Source organism: Bradyrhizobium sp. AZCC 1578, from assembly GCF_036924675.1.
Lineage (GTDB): Bacteria > Pseudomonadota > Alphaproteobacteria > Rhizobiales > Xanthobacteraceae > Bradyrhizobium.
The window spans coordinates 3,321,666-3,343,457 of sequence record NZ_JAZHRZ010000001.1 but is presented as its reverse complement, the minus strand read 5'-3'; the positions used below and the strand labels follow the sequence as shown (position 1 = coordinate 3,343,457).

The 21,792-nt window shown below is 62.5% G+C and carries 19 protein-coding genes and 1 pseudogene; 6 read left to right on the top strand and 14 right to left on the bottom strand.

From position 1 onward, the window contains the following. Positions 1 to 188 precede the first annotated feature (188 nt). Positions 189 to 857, bottom strand: a complete 669-nt coding sequence (locus V1290_RS15965) for a DUF1326 domain-containing protein (protein ID WP_334365300.1) — start codon at positions 855 to 857, stop codon at positions 189 to 191. 51 nt (positions 858 to 908) lie between these two features. Next, positions 909 to 1,790, bottom strand: a complete 882-nt coding sequence (locus V1290_RS15960; protein ID WP_334365299.1) for an MBL fold metallo-hydrolase — start codon at positions 1,788 to 1,790, stop codon at positions 909 to 911. A gap of 325 nt (positions 1,791 to 2,115) precedes the next feature. Here V1290_RS15960 and V1290_RS15955 point away from each other — a divergent pair, with 325 nt between their 5' ends. Next, positions 2,116 to 3,141: an AraC family transcriptional regulator gene (locus V1290_RS15955; RefSeq protein ID WP_334365298.1), complete on the top strand. Its 1,026-nt coding sequence runs from the start codon at positions 2,116 to 2,118 to the stop codon at positions 3,139 to 3,141. Between the two features lie 340 nt (positions 3,142 to 3,481). Beyond that, positions 3,482 to 4,072 (top strand): DedA family protein, encoded by a 591-nt coding sequence (locus V1290_RS15950; RefSeq protein WP_334365297.1) that lies wholly within the window; start codon positions 3,482 to 3,484, stop codon positions 4,070 to 4,072. Positions 4,073 to 4,135: 63 nt separating this feature from the next. Here V1290_RS15950 and tcuB read toward each other — a convergent pair. The 4 genes and pseudogenes from tcuB to V1290_RS15930 form a co-directional block, all read right to left on the bottom strand. After that, a pseudogene (gene tcuB / locus V1290_RS15945) lies at positions 4,136 to 5,243 on the bottom strand (tricarballylate utilization 4Fe-4S protein TcuB). A gap of 34 nt (positions 5,244 to 5,277) precedes the next feature. Continuing rightward, a complete protein-coding gene (locus tag V1290_RS15940) occupies positions 5,278 to 6,309 on the bottom strand; it encodes an esterase (RefSeq protein ID WP_334365296.1) in 1,032 nt (343 codons plus the stop codon). A 67-nt stretch (positions 6,310 to 6,376) separates the two neighbouring features. Further along, positions 6,377 to 7,768, bottom strand: a complete 1,392-nt coding sequence (gene tcuA, locus V1290_RS15935) for an FAD-dependent tricarballylate dehydrogenase TcuA (RefSeq protein ID WP_334369046.1) — start codon at positions 7,766 to 7,768, stop codon at positions 6,377 to 6,379. 194 nt (positions 7,769 to 7,962) lie between these two features. Continuing rightward, on the bottom strand, positions 7,963 to 8,862 hold the full coding sequence (locus tag V1290_RS15930; protein WP_057841145.1) for a transcriptional regulator GcvA: 900 nt from the start codon (positions 8,860 to 8,862) through the stop codon (positions 7,963 to 7,965). A gap of 116 nt (positions 8,863 to 8,978) precedes the next feature. On the opposite strand from V1290_RS15930, the gene V1290_RS15925 reads away from it, so the two are divergent. Both V1290_RS15925 and V1290_RS15920 read left to right on the top strand, forming a co-directional pair. Next, positions 8,979 to 9,182, top strand: a complete 204-nt coding sequence (locus V1290_RS15925; protein WP_028351757.1) for a DUF1127 domain-containing protein — start codon at positions 8,979 to 8,981, stop codon at positions 9,180 to 9,182. Between the two features lie 72 nt (positions 9,183 to 9,254). Beyond that, positions 9,255 to 9,887: a GNAT family N-acetyltransferase gene (locus V1290_RS15920; RefSeq protein WP_334365295.1), complete on the top strand. Its 633-nt coding sequence runs from the start codon at positions 9,255 to 9,257 to the stop codon at positions 9,885 to 9,887. A 64-nt stretch (positions 9,888 to 9,951) separates the two neighbouring features. On the opposite strand, the gene V1290_RS15915 is transcribed toward V1290_RS15920, so the two are convergent. Both V1290_RS15915 and V1290_RS15910 read right to left on the bottom strand, forming a co-directional pair. Continuing rightward, positions 9,952 to 10,782: an enoyl-CoA hydratase gene (locus tag V1290_RS15915; RefSeq protein WP_334365294.1), complete on the bottom strand. Its 831-nt coding sequence runs from the start codon at positions 10,780 to 10,782 to the stop codon at positions 9,952 to 9,954. 110 nt (positions 10,783 to 10,892) lie between these two features. Then, the gene (locus V1290_RS15910; protein ID WP_334365293.1) at positions 10,893 to 11,594 is read right to left on the bottom strand and encodes an SDR family NAD(P)-dependent oxidoreductase; all 702 of its coding nucleotides are present in this window, start codon (positions 11,592 to 11,594) and stop codon (positions 10,893 to 10,895) included. Positions 11,595 to 11,752: 158 nt separating this feature from the next. Here V1290_RS15910 and V1290_RS15905 point away from each other — a divergent pair, with 158 nt between their 5' ends. Continuing rightward, positions 11,753 to 13,534 (top strand): acyl-CoA dehydrogenase family protein, encoded by a 1,782-nt coding sequence (locus V1290_RS15905; protein WP_334365292.1) that lies wholly within the window; start codon positions 11,753 to 11,755, stop codon positions 13,532 to 13,534. Between the two features lie 50 nt (positions 13,535 to 13,584). Next, complete coding sequence (locus V1290_RS15900) at positions 13,585 to 14,673, top strand: Zn-dependent alcohol dehydrogenase (protein WP_334365291.1); 1,089 nt, start codon at positions 13,585 to 13,587, stop codon at positions 14,671 to 14,673. 158 nt (positions 14,674 to 14,831) lie between these two features. Here V1290_RS15900 and V1290_RS15895 read toward each other — a convergent pair whose 3' ends face one another. The 6 genes from V1290_RS15895 to V1290_RS15870 form a co-directional block, all read right to left on the bottom strand. Beyond that, positions 14,832 to 15,185 (bottom strand): nuclear transport factor 2 family protein, encoded by a 354-nt coding sequence (locus tag V1290_RS15895; protein WP_334365290.1) that lies wholly within the window; start codon positions 15,183 to 15,185, stop codon positions 14,832 to 14,834. 38 nt (positions 15,186 to 15,223) lie between these two features. Next, positions 15,224 to 15,784: a hypothetical protein gene (locus tag V1290_RS15890; RefSeq protein WP_334365289.1), complete on the bottom strand. Its 561-nt coding sequence runs from the start codon at positions 15,782 to 15,784 to the stop codon at positions 15,224 to 15,226. Between the two features lie 75 nt (positions 15,785 to 15,859). After that, positions 15,860 to 17,332 carry an amidase gene (locus tag V1290_RS15885; protein ID WP_334365288.1) on the bottom strand — a complete coding sequence of 491 codons (1,473 nt, stop codon included), beginning with the start codon at positions 17,330 to 17,332 and terminating at the stop codon, positions 15,860 to 15,862. Positions 17,333 to 17,438: 106 nt separating this feature from the next. After that, on the bottom strand, positions 17,439 to 18,617 hold the full coding sequence (locus tag V1290_RS15880; protein ID WP_334365287.1) for an alpha/beta fold hydrolase: 1,179 nt from the start codon (positions 18,615 to 18,617) through the stop codon (positions 17,439 to 17,441). Between the two features lie 165 nt (positions 18,618 to 18,782). Next, positions 18,783 to 20,324: an acyl-CoA synthetase gene (locus V1290_RS15875; protein WP_334365286.1), complete on the bottom strand. Its 1,542-nt coding sequence runs from the start codon at positions 20,322 to 20,324 to the stop codon at positions 18,783 to 18,785. A gap of 184 nt (positions 20,325 to 20,508) precedes the next feature. Next, a complete protein-coding gene (locus V1290_RS15870) occupies positions 20,509 to 21,681 on the bottom strand; it encodes an acetyl-CoA C-acetyltransferase (RefSeq protein ID WP_334365285.1) in 1,173 nt (390 codons plus the stop codon). Positions 21,682 to 21,792: the final 111 nt, after the last annotated feature.

Below are 21,792 nucleotides of genomic sequence, written 5' to 3'. Positions count from 1 at the left end.
GCGCTCTGCTGGAAACCATTTCTCGATCAAGCAAAGCTGTCCTGAGTTTTCCAACCCGACATGTTCTGGAAATGCCGCCACTTCCACTTTTGACCCAATACAGAGTCTCCAGCGAGTGAGCGTTCAAAGCGTCTCCGGAGTCACGCTTCCAGAACGGTAACGCTGGCGTCATTCACGGGAGCGCGCGGTCATGTGCCAAGCCATTTCGTGAGCCTTGATCTCTCCCTGACCAAGCCATCCTGATTGAAGTGGTGAACACAAAAGTGCGCCCATGAATCGTCGAACGCCATTTCCATGTCACCTGTGACCGACGTGGTACCTAGCCCGACTTCTGCGTAGGTAGACTCGAAACTGCCACTAGGACGCGCAAGCGCAATGTGGAATGGTTGACCAGTAAACTCGTCGATCTTCGGCCTGCCGATGCTCCGCATGACGCCGGGTATCTCTACCCTTGCGGTTCTGAGTTCCAAGTCCGCATCGAGATCAATCGGCAGGAACAACGTCTCGCAAAATTCCGAGCATGTGGACGCGAATACGGCGAAAAGATTGCTCAATGGTTCGCATGCCTCGCCTGAGACGATCGTTTCAAGCGCGATCCGTTGAGCTTCATCCGCACGCTCGTCGATAACGATCTGGCGCCGGCCGTTTCCGTCCTTGATTTCGCCAGGCCACTTGTACAGCGCCGCCCAGTTCAAGCCTGAGAGCGGCGTATCGTTGAAGTGGCCCTCGACGATGGTGCCGACGAAGGCCGACTGACAATAGCCGTGGGTACTCGGCAAGTTGAACTGGCAACCGCAATTCATAGCGCAGTTGCAGTTGTCATAAGTCTCGCTCTTGAACAGCCATTGATCAGTCATCTCACTGCGCCTTCCGAAAGCGATGACGCTCAACGTGACTTTGCGCGAACTTCAGGTCGGAACGAAGCGATAGGCGCCGTCCTTGCGCTCGACGAAGCCCGTGCCAGGAAATGGCAGGTGCGCGCCGATCAGCCGGCGCTTATCGATGACGAGTCGATCAAGCAGGCGTAGGCGGGTCGAGATGCCGCGATCGGGCTCATGGTCGGCTGGCACCGGCCACGACGGATGCTGGAACGAGATCACAGCGTGCGTAAGCGCGTCCGCAACGACGACGAGACCATCCCCACCGGCGATTTCGACCGAGATGTGGCCCTGCGTATGCCCTGGCGTATCGATGACCTGGACGCCACTGACGATCTCCTCGCCATCCCGTACCGTCCTTATCTTGTCCTTGACGTGCGAGAAATGGTTCTTGGCGCCATTGATGATGCGATCGCTGGTTGCCAACACTGGCGGCAACCTTCGCATCACATCCGGGCTGGCCCAAAGGTTCCATTCGGCGGCCGAAACGAGATAGCTCGCATTCGGATAGATCGGGTTGTCATTCGCGTCGAGGATGCCCCAGAGGTGGTCGGGATGGCCGTGGGTCAGAACGATCTTGGTCACGGCCGCAGGTGGGATGCCGGCAGCTTTGAGATTCTCCGCAAGCTTTCCCGCCGTGGGCTGGTGGCGCGGGCCGGTGCCCGTGTCGACCAGGACCACATCGGACTGGCTACGGATCACCGCGACAGTGTTCACGAGCTGGAGCTGTTCGCCGGTTTGTCCGGCTGCGTTCAGGGCGGCTTCGCGCTCGGCGGGCGGAGAGTCCGGCGTCACCAGGAAGCCCGCTGGAAGGAAGAAATGGCCGTCGCTTACGACCAGAGTCTCGAGGCTGCCTGATTTGTGGACCGGTACCGTATGGACGGCTGCCCTTGTCGGTCGCAGCGAAGACACGCACGCGGCTGCGGCCAGAGCCGCTGCAGCCGATTCACCCAGAAATTGGCGCCGAGCTATTCTGTGAACATGCCCTGCAGTCACGACGCTTCCCTCCTTGATGGGCCACTCTGTCGATAGGCACCGCCCCATTGGGCGCGAAGCTTAACTGGCGCATTTGGGTGCTAGATATCCGATTGCCGCGAGGGTCTATCCGCAAGGCGCGTAAATCGCCTCCGGGAACCAACGATCATTATCCAAAAACTGCAAGAATGATCGGAACATTGCCGGCCCCGGTGCCCATGCCCCGGTATGCGTGGTATGTTCGATCAACACGGAGGCGAGCATGCAGCTTGGCACAGCGCCGCTTCTGGAGCAGCTCCCCATCTTCCACAGCCGCAATGTGGAAGAAACCGGTGCATTTCTGCGCGCGAAAGGCTACCGCTTCGACATCGCAGCGCGGCAGGCCCGCCAGCTCGATGCGCGCCTCAACGGCGTTTACATGCCGGGCTTCTACGTGGGTTACGTGCAGTACGGCGGCGCATCGGTCGTCCTGTCTCCGAGCCCCGCCCGCACGGACACCTGGATCCACCTGCCGCTTCGCGGGCAACTTGAAGCTACCATTGGCCATGACAACATCGTTTGCAATCCGAACCTCGCCACGATCATCTCGCCGATGCGCGAGAGTTGTCGGCTGGTATCGGAGGCCGATAGCAGCCGCATCCAACTGTCTTTGACCAAATCCAGCCTTACCGGTCAGCTTGCCGCCCTACTCGGCGAGCCACCAACCGCCCCCCTCGACTTTGCGCCCACCATCGACCTCGCCGCGGGGTACGGCCGCAGCCTGGCACGCTACGTGCTGATGGCCGTCGCGGACCTGGAACAGGCGGGATCGGTGCTCTGGAGCCCGACGACGATGAGCCAATTCGAGCAGTTCATTATTACCGCGCTGCTGCTGTCGCACCCCCACAATTACAGCAACGCGCTGCGACGTCTCGAGAGGCCGGTTGCGCCGCGTGACGTGAAGCGTGCGGTCGACTATATCGAAGCCCACCTCGACCAGGCAGTCACAGTGGCCGACCTCGTTACGGCGACCGGCGTTGCGGGCCGAACACTCTATATGCACTTCAGGGATTTCAAGGGCGTCTCGCCGATGCGCTACCTACGGAACGCCCGCTTGAGGCAAGTTCGCCAAGCCTTGCTGCGAGCCGATCCGGAAGCGAATGTCACCGACATTGCCATGAGCACGGGGTTCACCCACATGGGCCGGTTCTCAGTCACGTACCGCACGCACTTTGGAGAAAGTCCTTCGGAGACGCTGAGAGGTCAGACGCAGCAGCTTCGGAAGCAACTGAAGTTTGGGAAGCTCTAGGCCAGCAATGCGTTTTGCTGAGTTCAGTCGATCCACCAAGGCAGCCGAGTAGTTTCGTGCTGAGGTCTCCTTCTGGCACATCGGGTCATTTTGCTGTGCTCTGGAATTTGGTCGCGATCGGGGCATGGTGGACATCGATCAAGCCGCACCGATCAAGCTCGATTAATGGGTGCGCGTCCTAACCCGTTGTACGGCCCGCCTCACTTGCAAACACGCTCGGCGTGCAAGCTGGCGGCTGTGGGTATGCCCACTGGCTTCCTTGTCCTTCGAAGTGCTAGCGTTCAACCCGAACCCGCTAATCGGGGGAATATTCATATGAACCAGTTTGGGCGGGCTTACATTGCTGTTTCCGACGGACCTCACCTCGTTCCTCGACATCATACGCCAACACGGCGATGTGGCCTACAGTCTCATGTTTGCCTATGCGGCCTCGCATAGCCTGCTGCTAGCGCTATTTGCGGGCTACGCGGCGCACTCGGGTGCGCTGGGTCTTGGCCCGCTCATCGTGATGTGCTGGTTCGGCAGTTTCACCGGCGACGTCATTCGCTTCTGGATCGGGCGGCGTTATGGCGCCCGCCTGCTCGATCGTTTTCCGCGGTTCGAACGACCCGTGCAGACCGTCGTCCGCCTGACGGACCGTCACTATGTCTGGATGATCCTGTTTCATCGTTTCCCGCACGGCATCCGCGGGCTTGCGGGGTTTGCCTACGGGATATCGCGGTTGCCCTGGTCGACTTTCCTTGCGCTCAACTTCGTTGCGGCTGGTCTTTGGTCCGGCGCCGTTGTCTCGGCCGGCTATGCCTTCGGTCAGTTCTCGGAGAAGTCGATCAACAATGCCTCTTCGGGCCTGGGTATCGTGATGTTGGTCGCATTCCTCGGCCTGTCCTGGTTGCTCAGCAGGAAGCTCGATCAGATCGTGGAACGGTACTGACGCTAGACGCTAGCGCTGAAGGCCCACAAGAAGCCGCTGAGCCGTTGGCTCGCAATGACGATGTCAGACATGCTCCATCTCCCGCCGCTCCATCGCATAGCGCACCAGCGCGGCGAAACGATAAATGCCGTGCACGAACTTGCCATAGGGCATGGTGACGAATAGCGAAAACACCACGCCGAGATGCAGCGCCAGCAGCGGTCCCATCGCTGCCGTCTCGCGCAAGATCAGCAGCGCCATGCCCGTGAGACTCGTCAGGAGCAGCATCGCGATGAACGCGACATCCATGCCGTAACGCGCTTCATCGACCAGGATGGAATCGCGCTTCCATCGTTCAGCGAGTAAACCGATCGGCCCGATCAACAGCCCGATGCCGCCGAGCGTGCCGAGCACCACGGGCAGATCCCACCACGGATACGGCGCCTCGCGCGCCAGCAGATAGTGATAGAGCGTTGCGACGCAGGTCGAGGCAAAGCACAGCGCAAAACCGTAGAAGGTGAGGTGATGATAGAGCCGGCGGCGGTCGGTCGGACGGTCGTCCTCGTTGAAGCAGCCGACGCCGCCGCCGTCGAGATAGCGCATTTCGCCGGCGTCGCGGATGGCCTGCATCAGCGCGCGTGCATCGGTCTTCATGCCGATGGGCTCGCCGATGTCGCGCCAGAAGGCGCGCACGCCCATCGCCAGCGCTGCGATAGCGTAAAGGAACGCCGCGCCGAACAGGGCTGCCATCGCATTGTGAGGCATCAATTTGTAGAACGCGCCCGGCCCGCGTATGCGTGCCAAACAGCACCTGGCGATCGTGTAAAGCGGCGAAGCCGAAAATGAATGCAGCAACGCTGAGCGCGGCAACGAGGCTGATGACAAGTCCGTTGCGTGCGAACGTGCCCGCGAAAGCGCGTGGCCATGCATAGGCCGCATAAGATTCCGCGCGCGCCACCGCAAGCGTCCTCGGCACATTGACGTTGAATTCGTGCGGCGGCGAGAACTGGCAATCGGTGTAGCAGGCGCCGCAGGCGTGGCAGAGATTGGCGAGATAATTGAGATCGCCGTCGGAGAAAGCGCGGCGCATTTCGATCGCCGGAAACACTGCGCAGAGCCCCTCGCAATAGCGGCAGGAATTGCAGACCGTCATCAGGCGGTCGGCTTCCTCCAGAATCTTCGTTCCGTGCATGACGTGCTGCTTCCTGCCCTCGCGGCCAACCCGGTTATTTCGTCAACCCCTTGCCCTCCAGCCACTTCTGGATCAGGGCGGCGACCTCGGCGTTGTTCTTGTCCATCATCACCATGTGCGAATTGCCCTTGATGCCTGCTTGCGGCAGATCGACGACATCGACGCTGCCGCCCGCCGCCTTGATCGCGTCCGCAAACGCAAGGCCGTTGGCGCGAATCTTCGGCCAGCGCGAATCCTTCTCGATGTAGTCGCCATAGACGATCAGCGTTGGAATGTTCTTCAGCACGTCGATCTTGGCGGGATCGCCGACGCCGGCCGGCTCGATCGCAATCAGCGCCTTGACCTTGTCGGGCCGCGCCTGCGCCACCTTGAAGCCGAAACTGCCGGCCTGGCTGTGGAACAGGATGACGGAAGGGCCAACGCGGTCGATCTCGGCGATATAGGCGGCGATGATGGCATCGTCGGTGGTGGTCCAGCGCGGCACGTTCTGCTTGACGAAATTCTCGTAGCCTTCGTTCGGAAACTGGCTGCCCGGTATCAGCTTCCGCTTGGCCGGATCGGGATTGTAGGAGCCGACGCCGTCGCCGATCCGAAACCGCTCGAACGGATTGGCCGTCGTGAGGAATACCGGCTCACTCTTGAAGATATCTGGGTATTGCGCCCAGCCGGCGCGGCCGCGCTCGACCGCGTCGGAATTGTAGACGGCCCAGCCCTTGCGTAGAAAATAGTTCAGCCAGCCCTCGCGCCCGTCGGGCGTCGTTTCGTAGGTGACGCCGGTGAGCCCGCCGCCATGCCACATCAGAAGTGGATAGGCGCCCTTTTCGTTCGCGGGCAGAAAATACTGCACGTACATCTGCTCGACCTGATAGGTGCCGTTGGGATCGACTTTTGCCGGCACACCGCCGGGGGTGAAGGTGACTTCCTTTACCGGCTTGCCTGAAATTTCGACCAGCCGGCCGCCGACATGGAACGAACCCATGTCGCGTAGCGCGATCGGCTCGGCGGCGTGGGCCAGCGTCGCGTTCATCAGAACGACTGCAGCAGTAGTGATCGCAAGCCGCATCACAAGTCCTCCCTTCGTTGTTCTCTCCCTCTACCCGCAAAGGGCGGGGCGAGGTAAACCGAGCGCGTGTCTAATTCCGCGCATTCTTCGCCGCTTCCCGTCCCGCGACCCGACCGAACACGCTGCCGATGGTCATCCCGATACCGGCCGCATAGCCCTTGCCGAGTACGTTGCCGGCCATGATCTCGCCGGCCGCGAACATGTTGGCCGAAGGCGTGCCGTCCTTCATCACCATGCGCGCCTGCCTGTTCACGCGGGTGCCGAGATAGGTGAAGGTGATGCCGGGCCGCACCGGATAGGCGAGGTAAGGCGGCGTCTCGATCCGGCGCGCCCAATGCGTCTTCGGCGGCGTGATGCCTTCAGTGCGGCAATCGTCGAGGATGGTGTGATCGAACGTGCCGGGCTTAACCGCGGCGTTGAATTCGGCGATGGTCTTCTCCAGCGCCGCCGGATCGAGCTCGAGCTTGGTGGCCAACTCGGCAATACTCCCGCCCTCGAGCGGCGGAAACAGCGTCGGCATAAAACTGTTGCGAACGGATGCATCGAACACAATGTAGGCGATCTGGTCCAGTTGCGCGGCCACAAGCCGCCCCCAGATCGCGTAACGCTTCGGCCAGATATCCTCGCCCTCGTCGTAGAAGCGCTCGGCGTGCTTGTTGACGACGATGCCGAACACGACCGAGTCGTGGCGGGTGATGATGCCGCCGTCGAATTTCGGTGCGCGAGCGTCGATCGCGACCGCGTGGCATTGGGTGGGATCGCCGATGTCCTGCACGCCCTTGTCGAGCAGCATTTTCAGGATCGAGCCGCGGTTATAGGGCGTGCCGCGGATCAGGAAATTGTCCGCCGCCTCGCCCCAATATTCCTTCAGCCATTCGATATTGGCTTCAAAGCCGCCGGCGGCGGCGACCAGTGTGGAAGCGCGGATTTCGCTCGTGCCGTCGATCGGCTGCTTCAGCTTCGCCGACAGGAACATGCCGTGCTCGATATCGAGGTCGATCACCTCGGCATCGTAGACGATTTCGACGCCGAGTTTTTCCGCGGTGAGATAGAGCGCGTTCAGCATCGCCCGCCCGCCGCCGAGGAAGAACGAGTTGGTGCGGCCGAGGCTCAGCGTGCCGCCGAGCGAGGGTTGCCAGCGCACGCCCTGTTCGACGATCCAGTTCAGAATGTCCTTGGACTCCCTGATCATGAATTTCGCCAGTTCCTCGTCGGTCTGACCGCCGGTCAACCGCAACAGATCGTCCCAGAACTCCTCTTCCGTGTAAGGCCCGGTGAGAATGTCGGTCGCGGCATCGTGCGCGCAGCGCATGTTGCGGGTGTGGCGGGTGTTGCCGCCGCGATAGAACTTCGGAGCGCCTTCCAGCACCAGCACGGAAGCACCTGCGCGCCGGGCGCTGATGGCGGCGCAGAGAGCGGCGTTGCCGCCGCCGATCACCAGCACATCGAACTTGACTGTCAAATCGGCCATGCGCTCTTGTTGTCGTTGTTGGCCTCAAAAATCAAACCGGCGCTCGGCCAGGCAAATCCATCCGCCCGCGATTTTCTAGCCTGATGCAGCGGCCGCGTCACGCCTCTCGTGCGCCTGCATCAGTCGTCAGCATGGCCGCATGCGACGATGTCGCATGCACCTGGCTGTGCGGAATATCTGCACGCTCAGGCGCGGTTCTGAACGGAGGCGAGCAGCCATTGCCGGAAGGCCGCGAGCTTTGGCGGATCGGCTCTACCCGCCGGCGAGACCAGATAGAAACCGGCATCGACCGGGAAAGCCATCTTGAAGGGAACGACCAAGCGTCCCTTGGCGATGTCCTCCTGTACATAGGCGGTGCGGCCCATCGCAACGCCGAGGCCGTCGATCGCGGCCTGCACCGTCATGAAGATCATGTCGAAGGTCACGCCCGGCTGTTTCGAAAAATCGGCCGGCAGCCCGGCCGCCGTCAGCCACAGCCGCCAGTCGTCGCTATTCGCGTTGCTGGTATGCAGCAGCACGTGATCGCGGAGGTCTTCGGGGCATTTCAGTGGCTTGTTCCCCTTGAGCAGCGCCGGACTGCACACCGGAAAGAGTTCGTCCGCCATCAGCCAGTCGGCGCGAACGCCAGGCCATTGGCCGCGGCCGTAGCGGATCGCGGCATCGACCTTGTCGCGCTGGAAGTCGACGAGGTTGATCGAGGTCGTGATGCGAACGTCGATCCCCGGTTGCGCTTCCTGAAAGGCCGTGAGGCGCGGCAGCAGCCATTTGGCGGCCAGCGAGGCCAGCGTCGACACCGTCAGCACATGGTCGTCATCTTTGCGCAGCAGTCGATCGGTCGCGAGCCGGAGATCGTTGAAGGCGGCGCGAATGCCGGGAAGGTAATCCTGCGCTTCCGCCGTCAGCGTCAGCGAGCGGTTCTGACGGACAAAGAGGCGAACCCCCAGCTCTTCCTCCAGCCGCTTGATCTGGTGACTGATCGCGGTCTGCGTGACGTTCAGCTCGGAGGCGGCCTGCGTGAAGCTCAGATGCCGGGCGGCTGCCTCGAAGGCGCGCAGACCATTCAGCGACGGCAGTCTGCCGGTCATTGCCGGATTCTCCCTAATGCATGAGTTTATATCATCCGAAGCGGTACAAAGTGTCGTTTGTGAACGGCCCCAGGAGCGCAGATATTAGCGCCAACAGATTACTACAGGAGCCGAAAATGTCCACTTACACGCATGAATCGATGATAAATCATCATGGACCAGGGATTTTGAGCCAATTGGCCGAGACCCTCCATGTCTGGCGGCAGCGCTACCAGTCCCGCCGCGAGCTGGCCAAGTGGTCCGAGCGCGAGCTGCACGACATCGGCGTCTCCTGGAGCGACGTCGCCTACGAGGCAGAAAAACCGTTCTGGCGGGCTTGAGTAGCAGCCGGCCGGCGCCGCCTCGTCTGGGGGACGCCGGCCATTTTCATTGAGGACCGGCGGGAGCGCGCCATGACCACGATGCGTTTCGACGATCTCAGGCAGTATTCGGACGTGCTGCGCTCGCGGCATGGCCAGGCCGTGACCGTGCGCTTCGTCGAGCCGCGCGACGCCGAGGCGCTGCAGAACTATTTCCGCGCGCTCTCGGCGCGCTCCCGTTACAACCGCTTCCTCGGCGCCGCCAGCGAACTGCCGCCGTCCGAACTCGATCGCTTCATCCATGTCGGCGAGGCGGATCGGTTCAGTGTGGTCGCGACCACGCCGGTCGACGGCCGCGAGATCATTGTCGGCGAAGCGCGCTATGCCTTCGACAGCCAGACTGCTGCAATCGAACTCGGCCTGTCGATCGACGATCACTGGCAGGGCCATGGCATCGGCAAGGCGCTGTTGAAGAACCTCGAATGCCGCGCGGCCGCGTTCGGTGCCGAGCGCATCTTCGGCGACACGCTGCGTTCCAACGATGCCATGATCGCGCTCGCCCGCAAGTCCGGCTACGGCTTTACCAATACGCCCGGCGACTGGAAGCTGACGCGCTTCCAGAAAGATATCCAAAATCACGTTCGTATCGAACCGCAGGAAATCCCATGCGCCAGTTGGCGGCTTGCCGCCGTCTCTCCCCGCGCAATGTCCTCGCCTGCGGTTTGACCACTGAGCCCGGTTCTGGCCGCTCCAGAACCGGGCCATTTTCCGCTACCCGCGGAAAGGAACTTTAGCTTCCCCTGAACACCGGCTTGCGCTTGTCGATGAAGGCTTGCACCGCTTCCTTGTGATCGGCGGTGGTGGTCAGGCGGACGAGGCGCTCGGCCTCGTGGTCGCGCGCGGTGGCGAAATCGAATTGGAGCGCTTCGTCGAGATTGTCCTTGATGTAGCGCAGCGCGAGCGTCGGGCCTTCGGCCATGGATCTGGCAAGCGCGAAGGCCTCAGTCTGCAGCTTGTCGTCGGGCACCACGCGGTTGACGAGACCGATCGCCTCGCATCTGGCGGCATCGACCTTGTCGCCGGTAAACATCAGTTCGCGCGCCCGCGAGGTGCCGATCAGCCGCGTCAGCAGCCAGGCGATGCCGTAGTCGCCGGAGAGCGCGACGCGGACATAGCCGGTGGAGACGAAGGCGGATTGCGCCGCTAGTCTGATATCGCAGGCCAGCGCGAGCGCGAGGCCAGCGCCGACCGCGGGGCCGGGCAGCGCCGCAATCGTCGGCTTGCGCACCGAGGCCAGCGCGCCGGTAAGCAGGCGCTGCCGCTCCTGCAGGTCGGCGACCTTCTCGTCATACGCCATTTCGAGCTTTTTCTTGTGGCGATGCGCGCCCATGCCCTTCACATTGCCGCCGGCGCAGAACGCGGTGCCCGCGCCGGTGAGCAGGAGCGCTCCGACCTCGGGGTTTTCGCCGCAGCTCTTGATCATGCTGCGAAGCGCCGGCGTCAGCGTATCCGAGAACGCATTGCGCGCTTCAGGGCGGTTCAGCGTGATGATGGCGACGCGGTCGCGGATCACGCAGAGCAGCTCGTCGGTGCCGGTGTCGATTCTGGTTTCGGTTGTCATGGTTTCCCCATTCCTGTCATTGCGAGGAGCGAAGCGACGAAGCAATCCGTCTTCCTTTATGCGGCGCGGTGGATTGCTTCGCTGCGCTCGCAATGACGGCGGTGGCTGCCTCAAAACTTCTCCACCCAGGGCCGCAGCTCCACTTCCCACGTCCAGGCGCTGCGCGGTTGCTGCAGCACGTTCCAGTAGCTCAGCGCAATCGCGTCGGGATCGAGCATCGAATCCGGCCGATCGGCAGGCTCCGTACGCGCAGCGCTGCGAATGCCGCCGTCGATGACGAAATGCGCGACATGGATGCCCTGCGGCGACAATTCGCGCGCCATGCTTTGGGCCAACCCACGCAGCGCAAACTTGCCCATCGCGAACGGCGCCGACTGCGGATAGCCTTTCACGCTGGCGGAGGCGCCGGTGAACAGGATCGCGCCGTGCTTGTTCGGCAGCATGCGTGTCGCCGCCTGCTGGGCCACCAGAAAGCCGCCGAAGGCGGAGACTGCGATCGCATTCGCAACTTCGGCCGGAACCAGATCGGTGAAGGCGCCGCGTGCGCGGCCGCTGGCGTTGTAGACAACGAGATCGGGCGTGCCGATCTCGCGTTCGACCATGCCGAACAGCCTTTCGACTTCATCGGCTTCCGTCGCGTTGCAGGCAAAGGCGCGGGCGCCGGTTTCGGTGCAGAGCGCGCCAAGCTTCTCGATCTTGCGCGCGGCAAGCGCAACCTTGATGCCTTCGCGCGCGAACAGTCGCGCCAGCGATGCGCTCAATCCCTCGCCGACACCGACGATCAGGGCAATCTTGTATCTTGGCAATTCCATGGGCGCAGTCCTCGATGGTGGGGATTAGGTAATCTAGGAACCCGATTCCGCCTGGCAATCGTCCGCCATGGCGGCCCTCCAATTATGGTTGTTGACGGCACGTCCGCCCGCGTTATTGATAGTTGACCAACATCGGGCGGAACGAACAAGGGCTAAAAATGCATCCACTCATGCGAGACCGTGCAGCCGCGTCAGCCAATCAGCCGGGATTGCTCGCACCTGATACGACGGGGATGAATTTCTACCGCGCCGATCCGGCGTTGACGGATCTGCTTCGCCTGCATCTGCCGGACGCGCTGTTTCGCCATATCGAGCCGCATCTCGACCGGCTCGGCGAATTGGCCGGCGGCTATCTCGACGAATGCGCGCGGCTTGCCGACCGCCACACACCAGTGCTGCACCAGCGCGACAAGTTCGGCCGCGATATCCAGTATATCGAATATCACCCGGCCTATCGCGAGCTGGAAAAAGCCGCGTTCGGCGAGTTCGGCATTCACGCGATGTCGATCCGCAAGGGCATCATGGGGTGGCCGGATAAATACCCCGTCGTCGCCAAGCATGCCTTCACGTTCCTGTTCAATCAGACCGAATTCGGCATGGGCTGTCCGATCAACGTCACGGATGGTTGCGCGAAACTGCTTAACAGTTTCGGCAGCGACGCGTTGAAGGCAAAATATCTCGACGGCCTGACCCAGACCGACATGAGCAAGTTGACTCAGGGCGGCCAGTTCATGACCGAGAAGGAAGGCGGCTCCGACGTCGGCACGCTGACGACGCGGGCCGTGCAGGAAGGCGATCACTGGCGTCTCTACGGCGAGAAATGGTTCTGCTCCAATGCCGACGCCAAGATTGTGATGCTGCTGGCGCGGCCGGAAGGAGCGGGGCCCGGCACGCGCGGCGTCGGCCTGTTCCTGATGCCACGGTATCTCGATGACGGCTCGCAGAATCAGTACCGGATCGTTCGCCTGAAGGACAAGCTCGGCACCCGTTCGATGGCGTCGGGCGAGATCAAGTTTGAGGGCGCGATTGCCTACGCCGTCGGCAAGCTCGACCGCGGCTTCGTGCAGATGGCCGAGATGGTCAACTCCTCACGGTTGTCCAATGGCGTCAAGTCCACCGCGCTGATGCGGCGCGCGCACCATGACGCGATGACGGTGGCGAAGAACCGTGTGGTGTTCGGGCAGCGCATCATCGACCTGCCGCTGGCGCGGCGGCAGTTGATGAAGATCATGCTGCCGACCGAGCAGGCGCTGTCGATGAGTTTTCTCACGGCTGACGCGCTCGATCGCGCGGAAGCCGGCAGCCAGGATGCGGCGGCTTTGTTGCGTATCCTGACGCCGACGCTGAAATTCCGCGCCACGCGCGACGCGCGAAAAGTCTGCGGCGATGCGTTGGAGATGCGCGGCGGCATCGGCTACATTGAGGAGTTTGCCACCGCGCGGCTGCTGCGCGACGCGCATCTCGGCTCGATCTGGGAAGGCACCGGCAACATCGTCGCAATCGACGCGCTGACCCGCGCGGTCGGCCGCCACGGCGCCGACGCCGCGCTCGCGGCCGATCTGCACGCCCGCCTCGACGACAGCACCAACGTGCCGCAGGCCTGGCGCAATCGCTTACGTGAACTGACCGACAGCGCGGTCGGCTTTGCCCGCGAGGTAGCCAGCCGGCCCGACAATGAAGGCGATGCGCGGCGCGCCACCAGCCTGCTCTACCATGTCGCCAGCGCCGTTGCGCTGGCCTGGGAGGGCGGCCGTATCCACGAGATGCGCGGCGACGCCAGGCGGCTGTTGCTGTCGCGGATGGTGGTCGACCATCGCGTCACGCCGAGCGATCCGTTCCGGCTTGCGGAAAATGCCGCCCAGCGCGCGCTCACCGGCCATCTGCTCGGCGAACGCAGCGTCGGCATGGCCGAGGTTGGCGAATTGCTTGTCGCAGCGTAGGCTGCAGCCAGTACTGGTTCAAAAATAACAGAATTGATGGGGAAGCACCGATGAAGGCCGCCGTTCTGCATGAAGTCAACCAGCCGCTGGTGATAGAGGAGGTCAGCGTGCCGAATCCCGGTCCGCGCGAGGTCCTGATCCGCACGCGCGTCGCCGGCCTCTGTCATTCCGACCTGCACTTCATGGAGGGACTGTATCCGCACCCGCTGCCTGCCGTGCTTGGGCATGAATCGGCGGGCGTGGTCGAAAAGGTCGGCTCCGACGTCACCTATGTAAAACCCGGCGATCACGTCGTGACGTGTCTTTCGGTGTTCTGCGGCACCTGCGATAACTGCACCACCGGCCGCACCGTGCTGTGCACTGATACGACCGTGAAGATGCTGCCCGGTCAGTCGAACCGGCTGTCCTGGGCGCGTGAGGAGAAGCTTCATCAGTTCCTCAATCTCTCGTCGTTCGCCGAGCAGATGCTGGTGCACGAGAACGCCATCGTCAAAATCCGCAAGGACATGCCGTTGGAGCTCGCGGCCCTGATCGGCTGCGGCGTCATCACCGGCTATGGTGCGGTCGTGAACACCGCAAAGGTGCAGGCTGGCGAAACGGTGGCCGTGATCGGCTGCGGCGGCGTCGGCATGGCCGCGATCAATGGCGCCGCGATCGCCGGCGCCGGCCGCATCATCGCGATCGACACCAATCCGGCCAAGCTGCAGTTGGCCACAAAACTCGGCGCCACCGACATCGTCGATCCCTCCCGCGGCGATGTGGTGCAGCAGGTGCGCGAACTCACCGGCGGCGGCGTGCATCACTCCTTCGAGGTGCTGGGCCGCAAGGAGACCGCCGAACAGTCCTTCGCGATGCTGGCGGCCGGCGGCACCGCGACCATCGTCGGCATGATCCCGTTCGGCCAGAAGATCGAGCTGCACGGCTTCGACTTCCTACGCGAGCGCCGCATTCAGGGCTCGTCGATGGGCTCCAACCATTTCCGCGTCGACATGCCTCGCCTGGTCGAATTCTACATGCGCGGCAAGCTGCATCTGGAGGACTGGATCTCGGCCAAGCTGAAGCTCTCCGAAATCAACGAGGGTTTTGCCAACATGAAAGCCGGCAAGACGCTACGCAGCGTGATCGTGTTTGATGCGTGAGGCGTAGTTCGCAATTGCATCCGTCGTCCCGGCGAACGCCGGGACCCATACGCCGCGGCCCACGGAATGGGTACAAGGTGAGACGGCTTCTCTCCCAACCGGCGTCAGTGGTCATGGGTCCCTGCTTTCGCAGGGACGACGCGGGGTTGGATGTTTGCTCACCGCGACACGTGCGCCGACACCGCAAGCCACTTGCCATTCTGCTTCGCCCAGCAATCGGTATAGCGCCCGTGAGCCTGCTGGCCGTCCGCGGTCGTATAGCTCGTCGCGGCGTGGATAATGGCGAAGTCGCCGAGCACACGGATTTTGACGTCGTGCGCGGTCAGATTCTTGATCGTGACCGGCACAGCCGTCTGCTTCAGAAACGTCGCGCGGTCGACCAGCGTCTTGTCGGGATTTGAGCAATAGAAGTCGGCGGCAAGGATTTCATCGAAGCGCTTGACGTCGGAGTTTTGCACGGAAGCGACATAATCGCGGTTGAGCTCTGTCAGCTCGGCGAGGTCGTTGTTCATGATTCCTCCGGTTCTTGTTCGTCACTGCAGAGCGGCTATCACGCTGTTCTCGGCGAGCGTTTGATCACGACACGGGCGAGCGAGCCAAGCACGTAACCCGCGAGCGAGAAGGCGACAGGCGGCAAGAGCTGCTTGAGATCAAAGATGGCTCGAGACACGAGTTGTTCAAGCGCTGGCGGCACCAGCAGAAGATCCAAGTTCAGGAAAACAAGCGGCGATACCACGAGCAGCGCCAAACGGAGCCGGCGTTTGGCAAAGATGCATAGTACTGCAACGATAACCGCCGTGACGCTGAACAGGCCATAGGCAATCTCAAAGCCGAGAGCGTGGCGGATGTTGAAAGCAGTGGCCAGCAACAGACCCCAAACAAGGCCGGCCATCAGAAGCGCTGCGTCGTCGATGCGCGGGAAAAGCGGCAGATACCCCAGTGCCAGGAATGCCAGGATCGACAGGGTAGGCCAGGCAGCGACAAAGGTGCCATGCATCAGCCCCCACAAGTGGAACGTTGGCCAGCCGAGCGCGGCATAGGCATAGCCAAGCGGCCACATCAGCAGGAAGCCGGCGACGACGGCGATGACGCTTCGAATGAAAGTCCGCATGGCGCTTTCAACGATACCGCTTCACCTCCCGGCGAGGAGATACGCTTGCGCGCAACTCCCCGGCACGAGGGATCTTCAATCATCAAACATCGGCGGCGGCTTGAAGCCGCCGAATTCGCGCTCGATCAGTTCCGCCAGCTTCAGCGTTGTGCGATCCTCCAGCCACGGCCCGACGATCTGCACACCGACCGGCAATCCGTCCGGCGAAAAGCCGGTCGGGATCGCGGTCGCGGGCAAGCCGGGTAGGGTGGCGATGCCCGGCCACGAAAGCTGATCGGGATAGACGTGCTCGTTGCCGTCGATCTCGATGCGACGTTTTTCCTGATCGACGGAATGGTCGTGCGGATAGGCCGGGGTCGGCATGATCGGACAGATCACAGCATCATAGGTCTTGAACAGTTCGCGCCATTGCGCCCGCAGGCGCGCACGCGCGACGTCGTCCATCAACCAGTTGCGGTGGCTTTGCGCCATGCCCCGCAGGCGTTCGGCAGCAAGGCTTACATCGCTCGGCGGTAGCGCGGCGGCGGCGGCCTGCGCGCCGGCATAGATTTCCGGCGGGAAGGAAGCGGCGAGGAACGACATCAGCATCCGCATGTAGAGCCGGGACGTCTCGGAAAAGTTTGGCAGCAACGGGCTGTTGCGATCGACCTTGGTGCCGGCCTTTTCGAGGTTGGCGGCGAGCTTGTGGATCGTGCCGCGCACCACCTCGTCGGTCGGCATGACCGGGTCGGTATCAACCACCAACACGCGAAAATCTTTCAGCGCGCCGTGGCGCGGCGGCGGCAGGGCAAGTTTGTAACCCTTGCCGGCCTCCAGCGGATCGGGACCGGCGATGGTGTCGAGCAGCAGCGAGAGATCGGCGACGCTGCGTGCCATCGGGCCGATCACGGCAAGGTCGCGGTCGAGCGGCAGCGGCTGGAATGGCGGCGGGGTGTGGCCACGCCCCGGCACCAGCGCAAAGGTCGGCTTGTGTGCATAGACGCCGCAATGGAACGCCGGCACGCGCAGCGAACCGCCGATGTCGGAGCCGAGCGATAGCGGGCCATAGCCGGCCGCGAGCGCGGCCGAGGAGCCGCCGGACGAGCCACCCGGCGTGCGGCCGAGATCATAAGGGTTATTGGTGGTGCCGTAGATGTCGTTGTAGCTCTGCCAGTCCGCGAGGTTGAGCGGCACGTTGGTTTTCGCAAGGATCACACCGCCGGCGTCTTTGACGCGCGAGATCGACAGCGCATCCTCCGTCGGCGTGAAATCCTTTTGCGCCGCAATGCCCCACGTCGTCGGCAGCCCCGCGATATTGTAGGATTCCTTCACGGTCAGCGGGAGGCCGAGCAGTGGCTTCTTCACGCCGCGCGCAAGTTCGGCGTCGGCCGCGCGGGCGGCGGCAAGGCCGCGTTCGAAATCGCGCACGCAAATCGCGTTGATCTTCGCATCGTGCCGCTCGATCCGGCCGATCGCGTCCTCGGCCAGTTCAACCGCGGAGACTTTCCTTGCGGCAAGCGCGGCCGATAGTTCAACGGCGGTCTTGAAACTCCATTGCGATTTGGCCAAGGCGTACGCTCCGCTCTGTTTCCGAATACGGCGCGGATGATGCGCAGTTTGGGTGCGTGCGGCAAGAGCAATAGCTGTACAGCGGCGGTCGTCTCTTGCCGGTACGTTACTGGCTCGCCTTTGTCCCTGCGTTGTCCTCTGCTTGTTGCAGGAATTGCATCAATAACCGGCTCACTTCGCCGGGCTGCTCCTGCTGCACCCAGTGGCCGGCGCCGTCGACAAGATGGCAGCCGGTCATGTTGGTGCAGGCTCGCGACTGCATCGCCTCATAGACGCCGGGGCGCTGATAGGTGCCCCAGTCCTGCTTGCCCGAGATGAAAGCGGACGGCACGTCGATGGTGCGGCCGGACCATATCTGCAATTCCGGCACAAACGCGCCGGAGGTGCCGCAGCGATACCACTGCAGCCCGCCCTGGAATCCGTTGCGCTGGTACTCGGCGCTGTAGAAGGCAAGCTCATTGTCCGGCAGCCATTTGTTGGCGGCGATTTCGGCGGCCGACGGCATTTCCTCGGCAACGGTGGCCGCCATGCCGTTGGCGAGGTCCATCACATAATAAGTCGGCAGCTTTGCGATCTCGTCTGCGCTCCAGGATTTCAGCGGGTAGGGCTGGTTGGCTTTCCAGTCGGCGCTCTTGTGGTGGTAATAGGCACGCAGGAAATCATGGACGCCCTGCGGCGCGCGGTGCATGTCGTTGTTCGCCTCGCGCGTCGAGTAATACCATTGGTAATGTTTTCGCGGGCGTGGCAGCGCAGCGAGCTCGCGGTGAATGGGATCATCGGCCGGCTTGGCGGGCTCGTGCACGGTGTTGAACGGCAGCGATGGAGGTCCGCCGAACGGTGCGCTCATCATGACGACCGAGCGAAACACGTCGGGCCGTATCAGCGCGCACCAGGCCGCGACCGACGAGCCGAAATCATGTCCGATCACGGCATCGACGCTTGCGTAGCCGAACGCCGACACCAGCCCCAGCGCGTCGCGCACCAGATTGGTGAGGCGGAACGAGGCGAGGTCGCCGTTATAGTCCGGATTCCATCCGGTGGTGCGGCCATAGCCGCGCTGGTCCGGCGCGATCACGTGATAGCCCGCGCCGGCGAGAACCGGCATCACCTTGCGCCAGGAATAGGCGAGTTCGGGAAAGCCGTGCAGGAGCAGGAGGCACGGACGGCCGGGTGTCTCGAAGCCGGCCTCCAGCACGTGCATGCGGAGGCCGTTGATGCCATCGACGTAGCGGGAGCGGATGGTGGAGGGGAGGGGGATTTCGGGGAGGGAAGTTGTTTTGTTCATCTGGCGCACTCCCTTGTCGTCCCGGACAAGTGAGCGTAGCGAGCGCGATCCGGGACCCATAACCACAAATGTTCGCCGCGATAAAAGGCTGTGGCCCCAGCTTTGTAAAGCGATCAACAGCGGCGGTTATAGGTCCCTGCGTTCGCAGGGACGACAATGGAGAGATTACGCTTTCACCGGCTTCGGCCAATATTTGTCGCGCAGGTGGCGCTTCACCAATTTTCCCGTCGGCGTGCGCGGCAACTCGGCTTCGAAGTCGATGCTCCTGGGGCACTTGATCGGCGACAGATGTTTTCGGCAGAACGCGATCAGTTCGGCCTCGAGATCCCTGCCGGCTTTTGCCATGTCGTGCGGCTGCACCACGGCCTTGACCTCCTCGCCCATTTCATCGTTGGGCACGCCGAACACGGCGACGTCGGAGACGGCAGGATGGGTGATCAGGATGTCCTCGGTCTCCTGCGGGTAGATGTTCACCCCGCCGGAGATGATCATGTAGCTCTTGCGGTCGGTGAGATAGAGATAGCCTTCCTCGTCGAGGTAGCCGACGTCGCCGAGCGTCGACCAGCCCTTGGCGTTGTAGGCCTTCTTGGTCTTCTCGGGATCGTTGTGATAGGTGAAAACAGGCGCGTCGGCGAAATAGACCGTGCCGATTTCGCCGGTCGGTCTCTCCTCGTCATTCTCGTCGAGGATTTTAACCTTGCCGACCACGGCGCGGCCGACGGTGCCGCGGTGGGTCAGCCATTGCTGCGAAGTTGAAACGGTGACGCCGTTGCCTTCGGAGCCGGCGTAATATTCGATCAGGATCGGCCCCCACCACTCGATCATTTTCGCTTTCACGTCGACCGGGCAGGGCGCGGCGGCGTGGATCGCGCCTTTCAGCGTCGAGACGTCGTAAGCCGCGCGCACCTCGTCCGGCAATTTCAGCATCCGCACGAACATGGTCGGCACGAGCTGCGACTGCGTGACCTTGTACTTCTCGACAAGCTTTAAGAATTCCTCGGCGTCGAAGTGCTCCATGATGATGGAGGTGCCGCCGAGCGTGATCGCCATCATGTTGAAGCGCAGGGGAGCTGCGTGATAGAGCGGCGCCGGCGACAGATAGATGCTGTCGGACGACATGCCGCACATGTCGGCGCAGAGAATTTTCAACAGCGGGTTCGGCACGTCGATCGCCTTGCCCTCGAACTCCTTCTTGATGCCCTTGGGCCGGCCGGTGGTGCCGGACGAATACAGCATGTCATAGCCGGCGACCTCGTCCGCAATCGGCGTCACAGGCATCGCGATCGCTTCCTTGTCGAAGGAACGGAAGCCAGGCGCCGGCTCGTCAACCATGAAGAACAGCGGCTCGCCGGGTTCGCCCTTGATCAGGCCCTTGACCTTGTCGGCACATTGCGGCGTGGTGATGAAGACCTTGGCGCCGCAATCGTTCACGATATAGGCGATCTCTTCCTCAGTGAGATAGCGGCTGATCGCGGTGTAATAGAGCCCGGCGCGTTGTGCCGCCCAGCAGATCTCCATGAACGCCAGGCGGTTTTCCATCAGGAATGCGATGTGGTCGCCGGCCTTCAAGCCGAGCTTGCGGAACAATTGCGCGCCCTGGTTCGATAGCTCGTCAAGTTCGCGATAGGTGATCGCCTTGCCGGTGCCGGCCATTTGGTAGGCGATCTTGTTCGGCGTATTCCGGGCGTGGATCGAGGGGTGAGTCACAACCGTTTCCTCGGGTGATGCGTCGTCCCTGCGAACGCAGGGACCCATAACCACAGTTTTGATTTGTTGAAGGGAGCTGGAGCTCCAACTCGGCACAACCACAAATATCTGTGGTTATGGGTCCCGGCTCAAGGCCGGGACGACATTCGTTGGTGTGGCCGCAGACGCGAACCCTTCCTCCAGCTCAAAGCCTTTCCACGATCGTCACGTTCGCCATGCCGCCGCCTTCGCACATGGTCTGCAGGCCGTAGCGCTTGTTGTTCTGCTTCAGCGCATTGACCAGCGTGGTCATCAGCTTGGTGCCGGAGCCGCCGAGCGGATGGCCGAGCGCGATCGCGCCGCCATTGACGTTGAGCCTGTCAGGATCGGCGCCCGTCGTCTTCAGCCACGCCACCGGCACGGCCGCGAAGGCTTCGTTGACCTCGAACAGGTCGATGTCATTGATCGACATGCCGGCCTTTTCCAGCGCCCGCTTGGTCGCGTGCAGCGGGGCATCCAGCATGATCACGGGATCGCCGCCCATCATGGTCATGTGATGGATGCGCGCCAACGGTTTGACGCCGAGCGACTTCAGGCCCTTCTCGTTGACCACCAGCACGCCGGAGGCGCCGTCGCAGATCTGGCTGGCGCTGGCGGCGGTGTGCTTGCCGTTCTCGGCAATCAGCTTGACGCCCCTGATGCCGTCGAGGCTGGCGTCGAAGCGGATGCCCTCGTCGATATGGTGGGTGTCAGTCGAGTTGTCGGCGCGGGTAATCTGCAGCGGAACGATTTCATCCCTAAACTTGCCGGCTTGCGTCGCGGCAATCGCGCGCTGATGGCTGTTGTAGGAGTACTCGTCGAGCTGGTCCTTGGAGAGCCCGTACTTCTCCGCCATCATTTCCGCGCCGGTGAACTGGCTGAACACAATGTTCGGATATTTCGCCTCGATACCCGGGCTCTTGTAATGGCCAAAGCCGTTCTTGGCCGGCAGCGACGAAGCAAGCCCCATCGGCACCCGCGTCATCGATTCCACGCCGGCGGCAATGACGATATCCATCGAACCGGCCATCACCGCCTGCGCAGCGAAATGCAGCGCCTGCTGCGACGAGCCGCACTGCCGGTCGACCGAGGTGGCGGGCACGCTCTCGGGAAGCTTCGAGGCCATCACCGCGTTGCGGGCGATATTGTTGGATTGTTCGCCGGCCTGCATCACGCAGCCCATGATCACATCCTCGATCTGGGCCGGGTCGACGCTGGTGCGGTCGACCAGCGAATTGAGCACGGAAGCGGCGAGATCGGCCGGGTGCCAGCCTGCGAGACGTCCGCCCTTGCGGCCACCGGCAGTGCGTGCGGCGGCGACGATATAGGCCTCGGCCATGTCTGTTCTCCCTGAATGTTGTTTGTGGCTTGGAAAGATGGGCCGGATTTAAGGGGGGCTGCGGGATTTAGTCAATCAATCAATTAACTCTTGAGTGCAGCCGCGGCATGC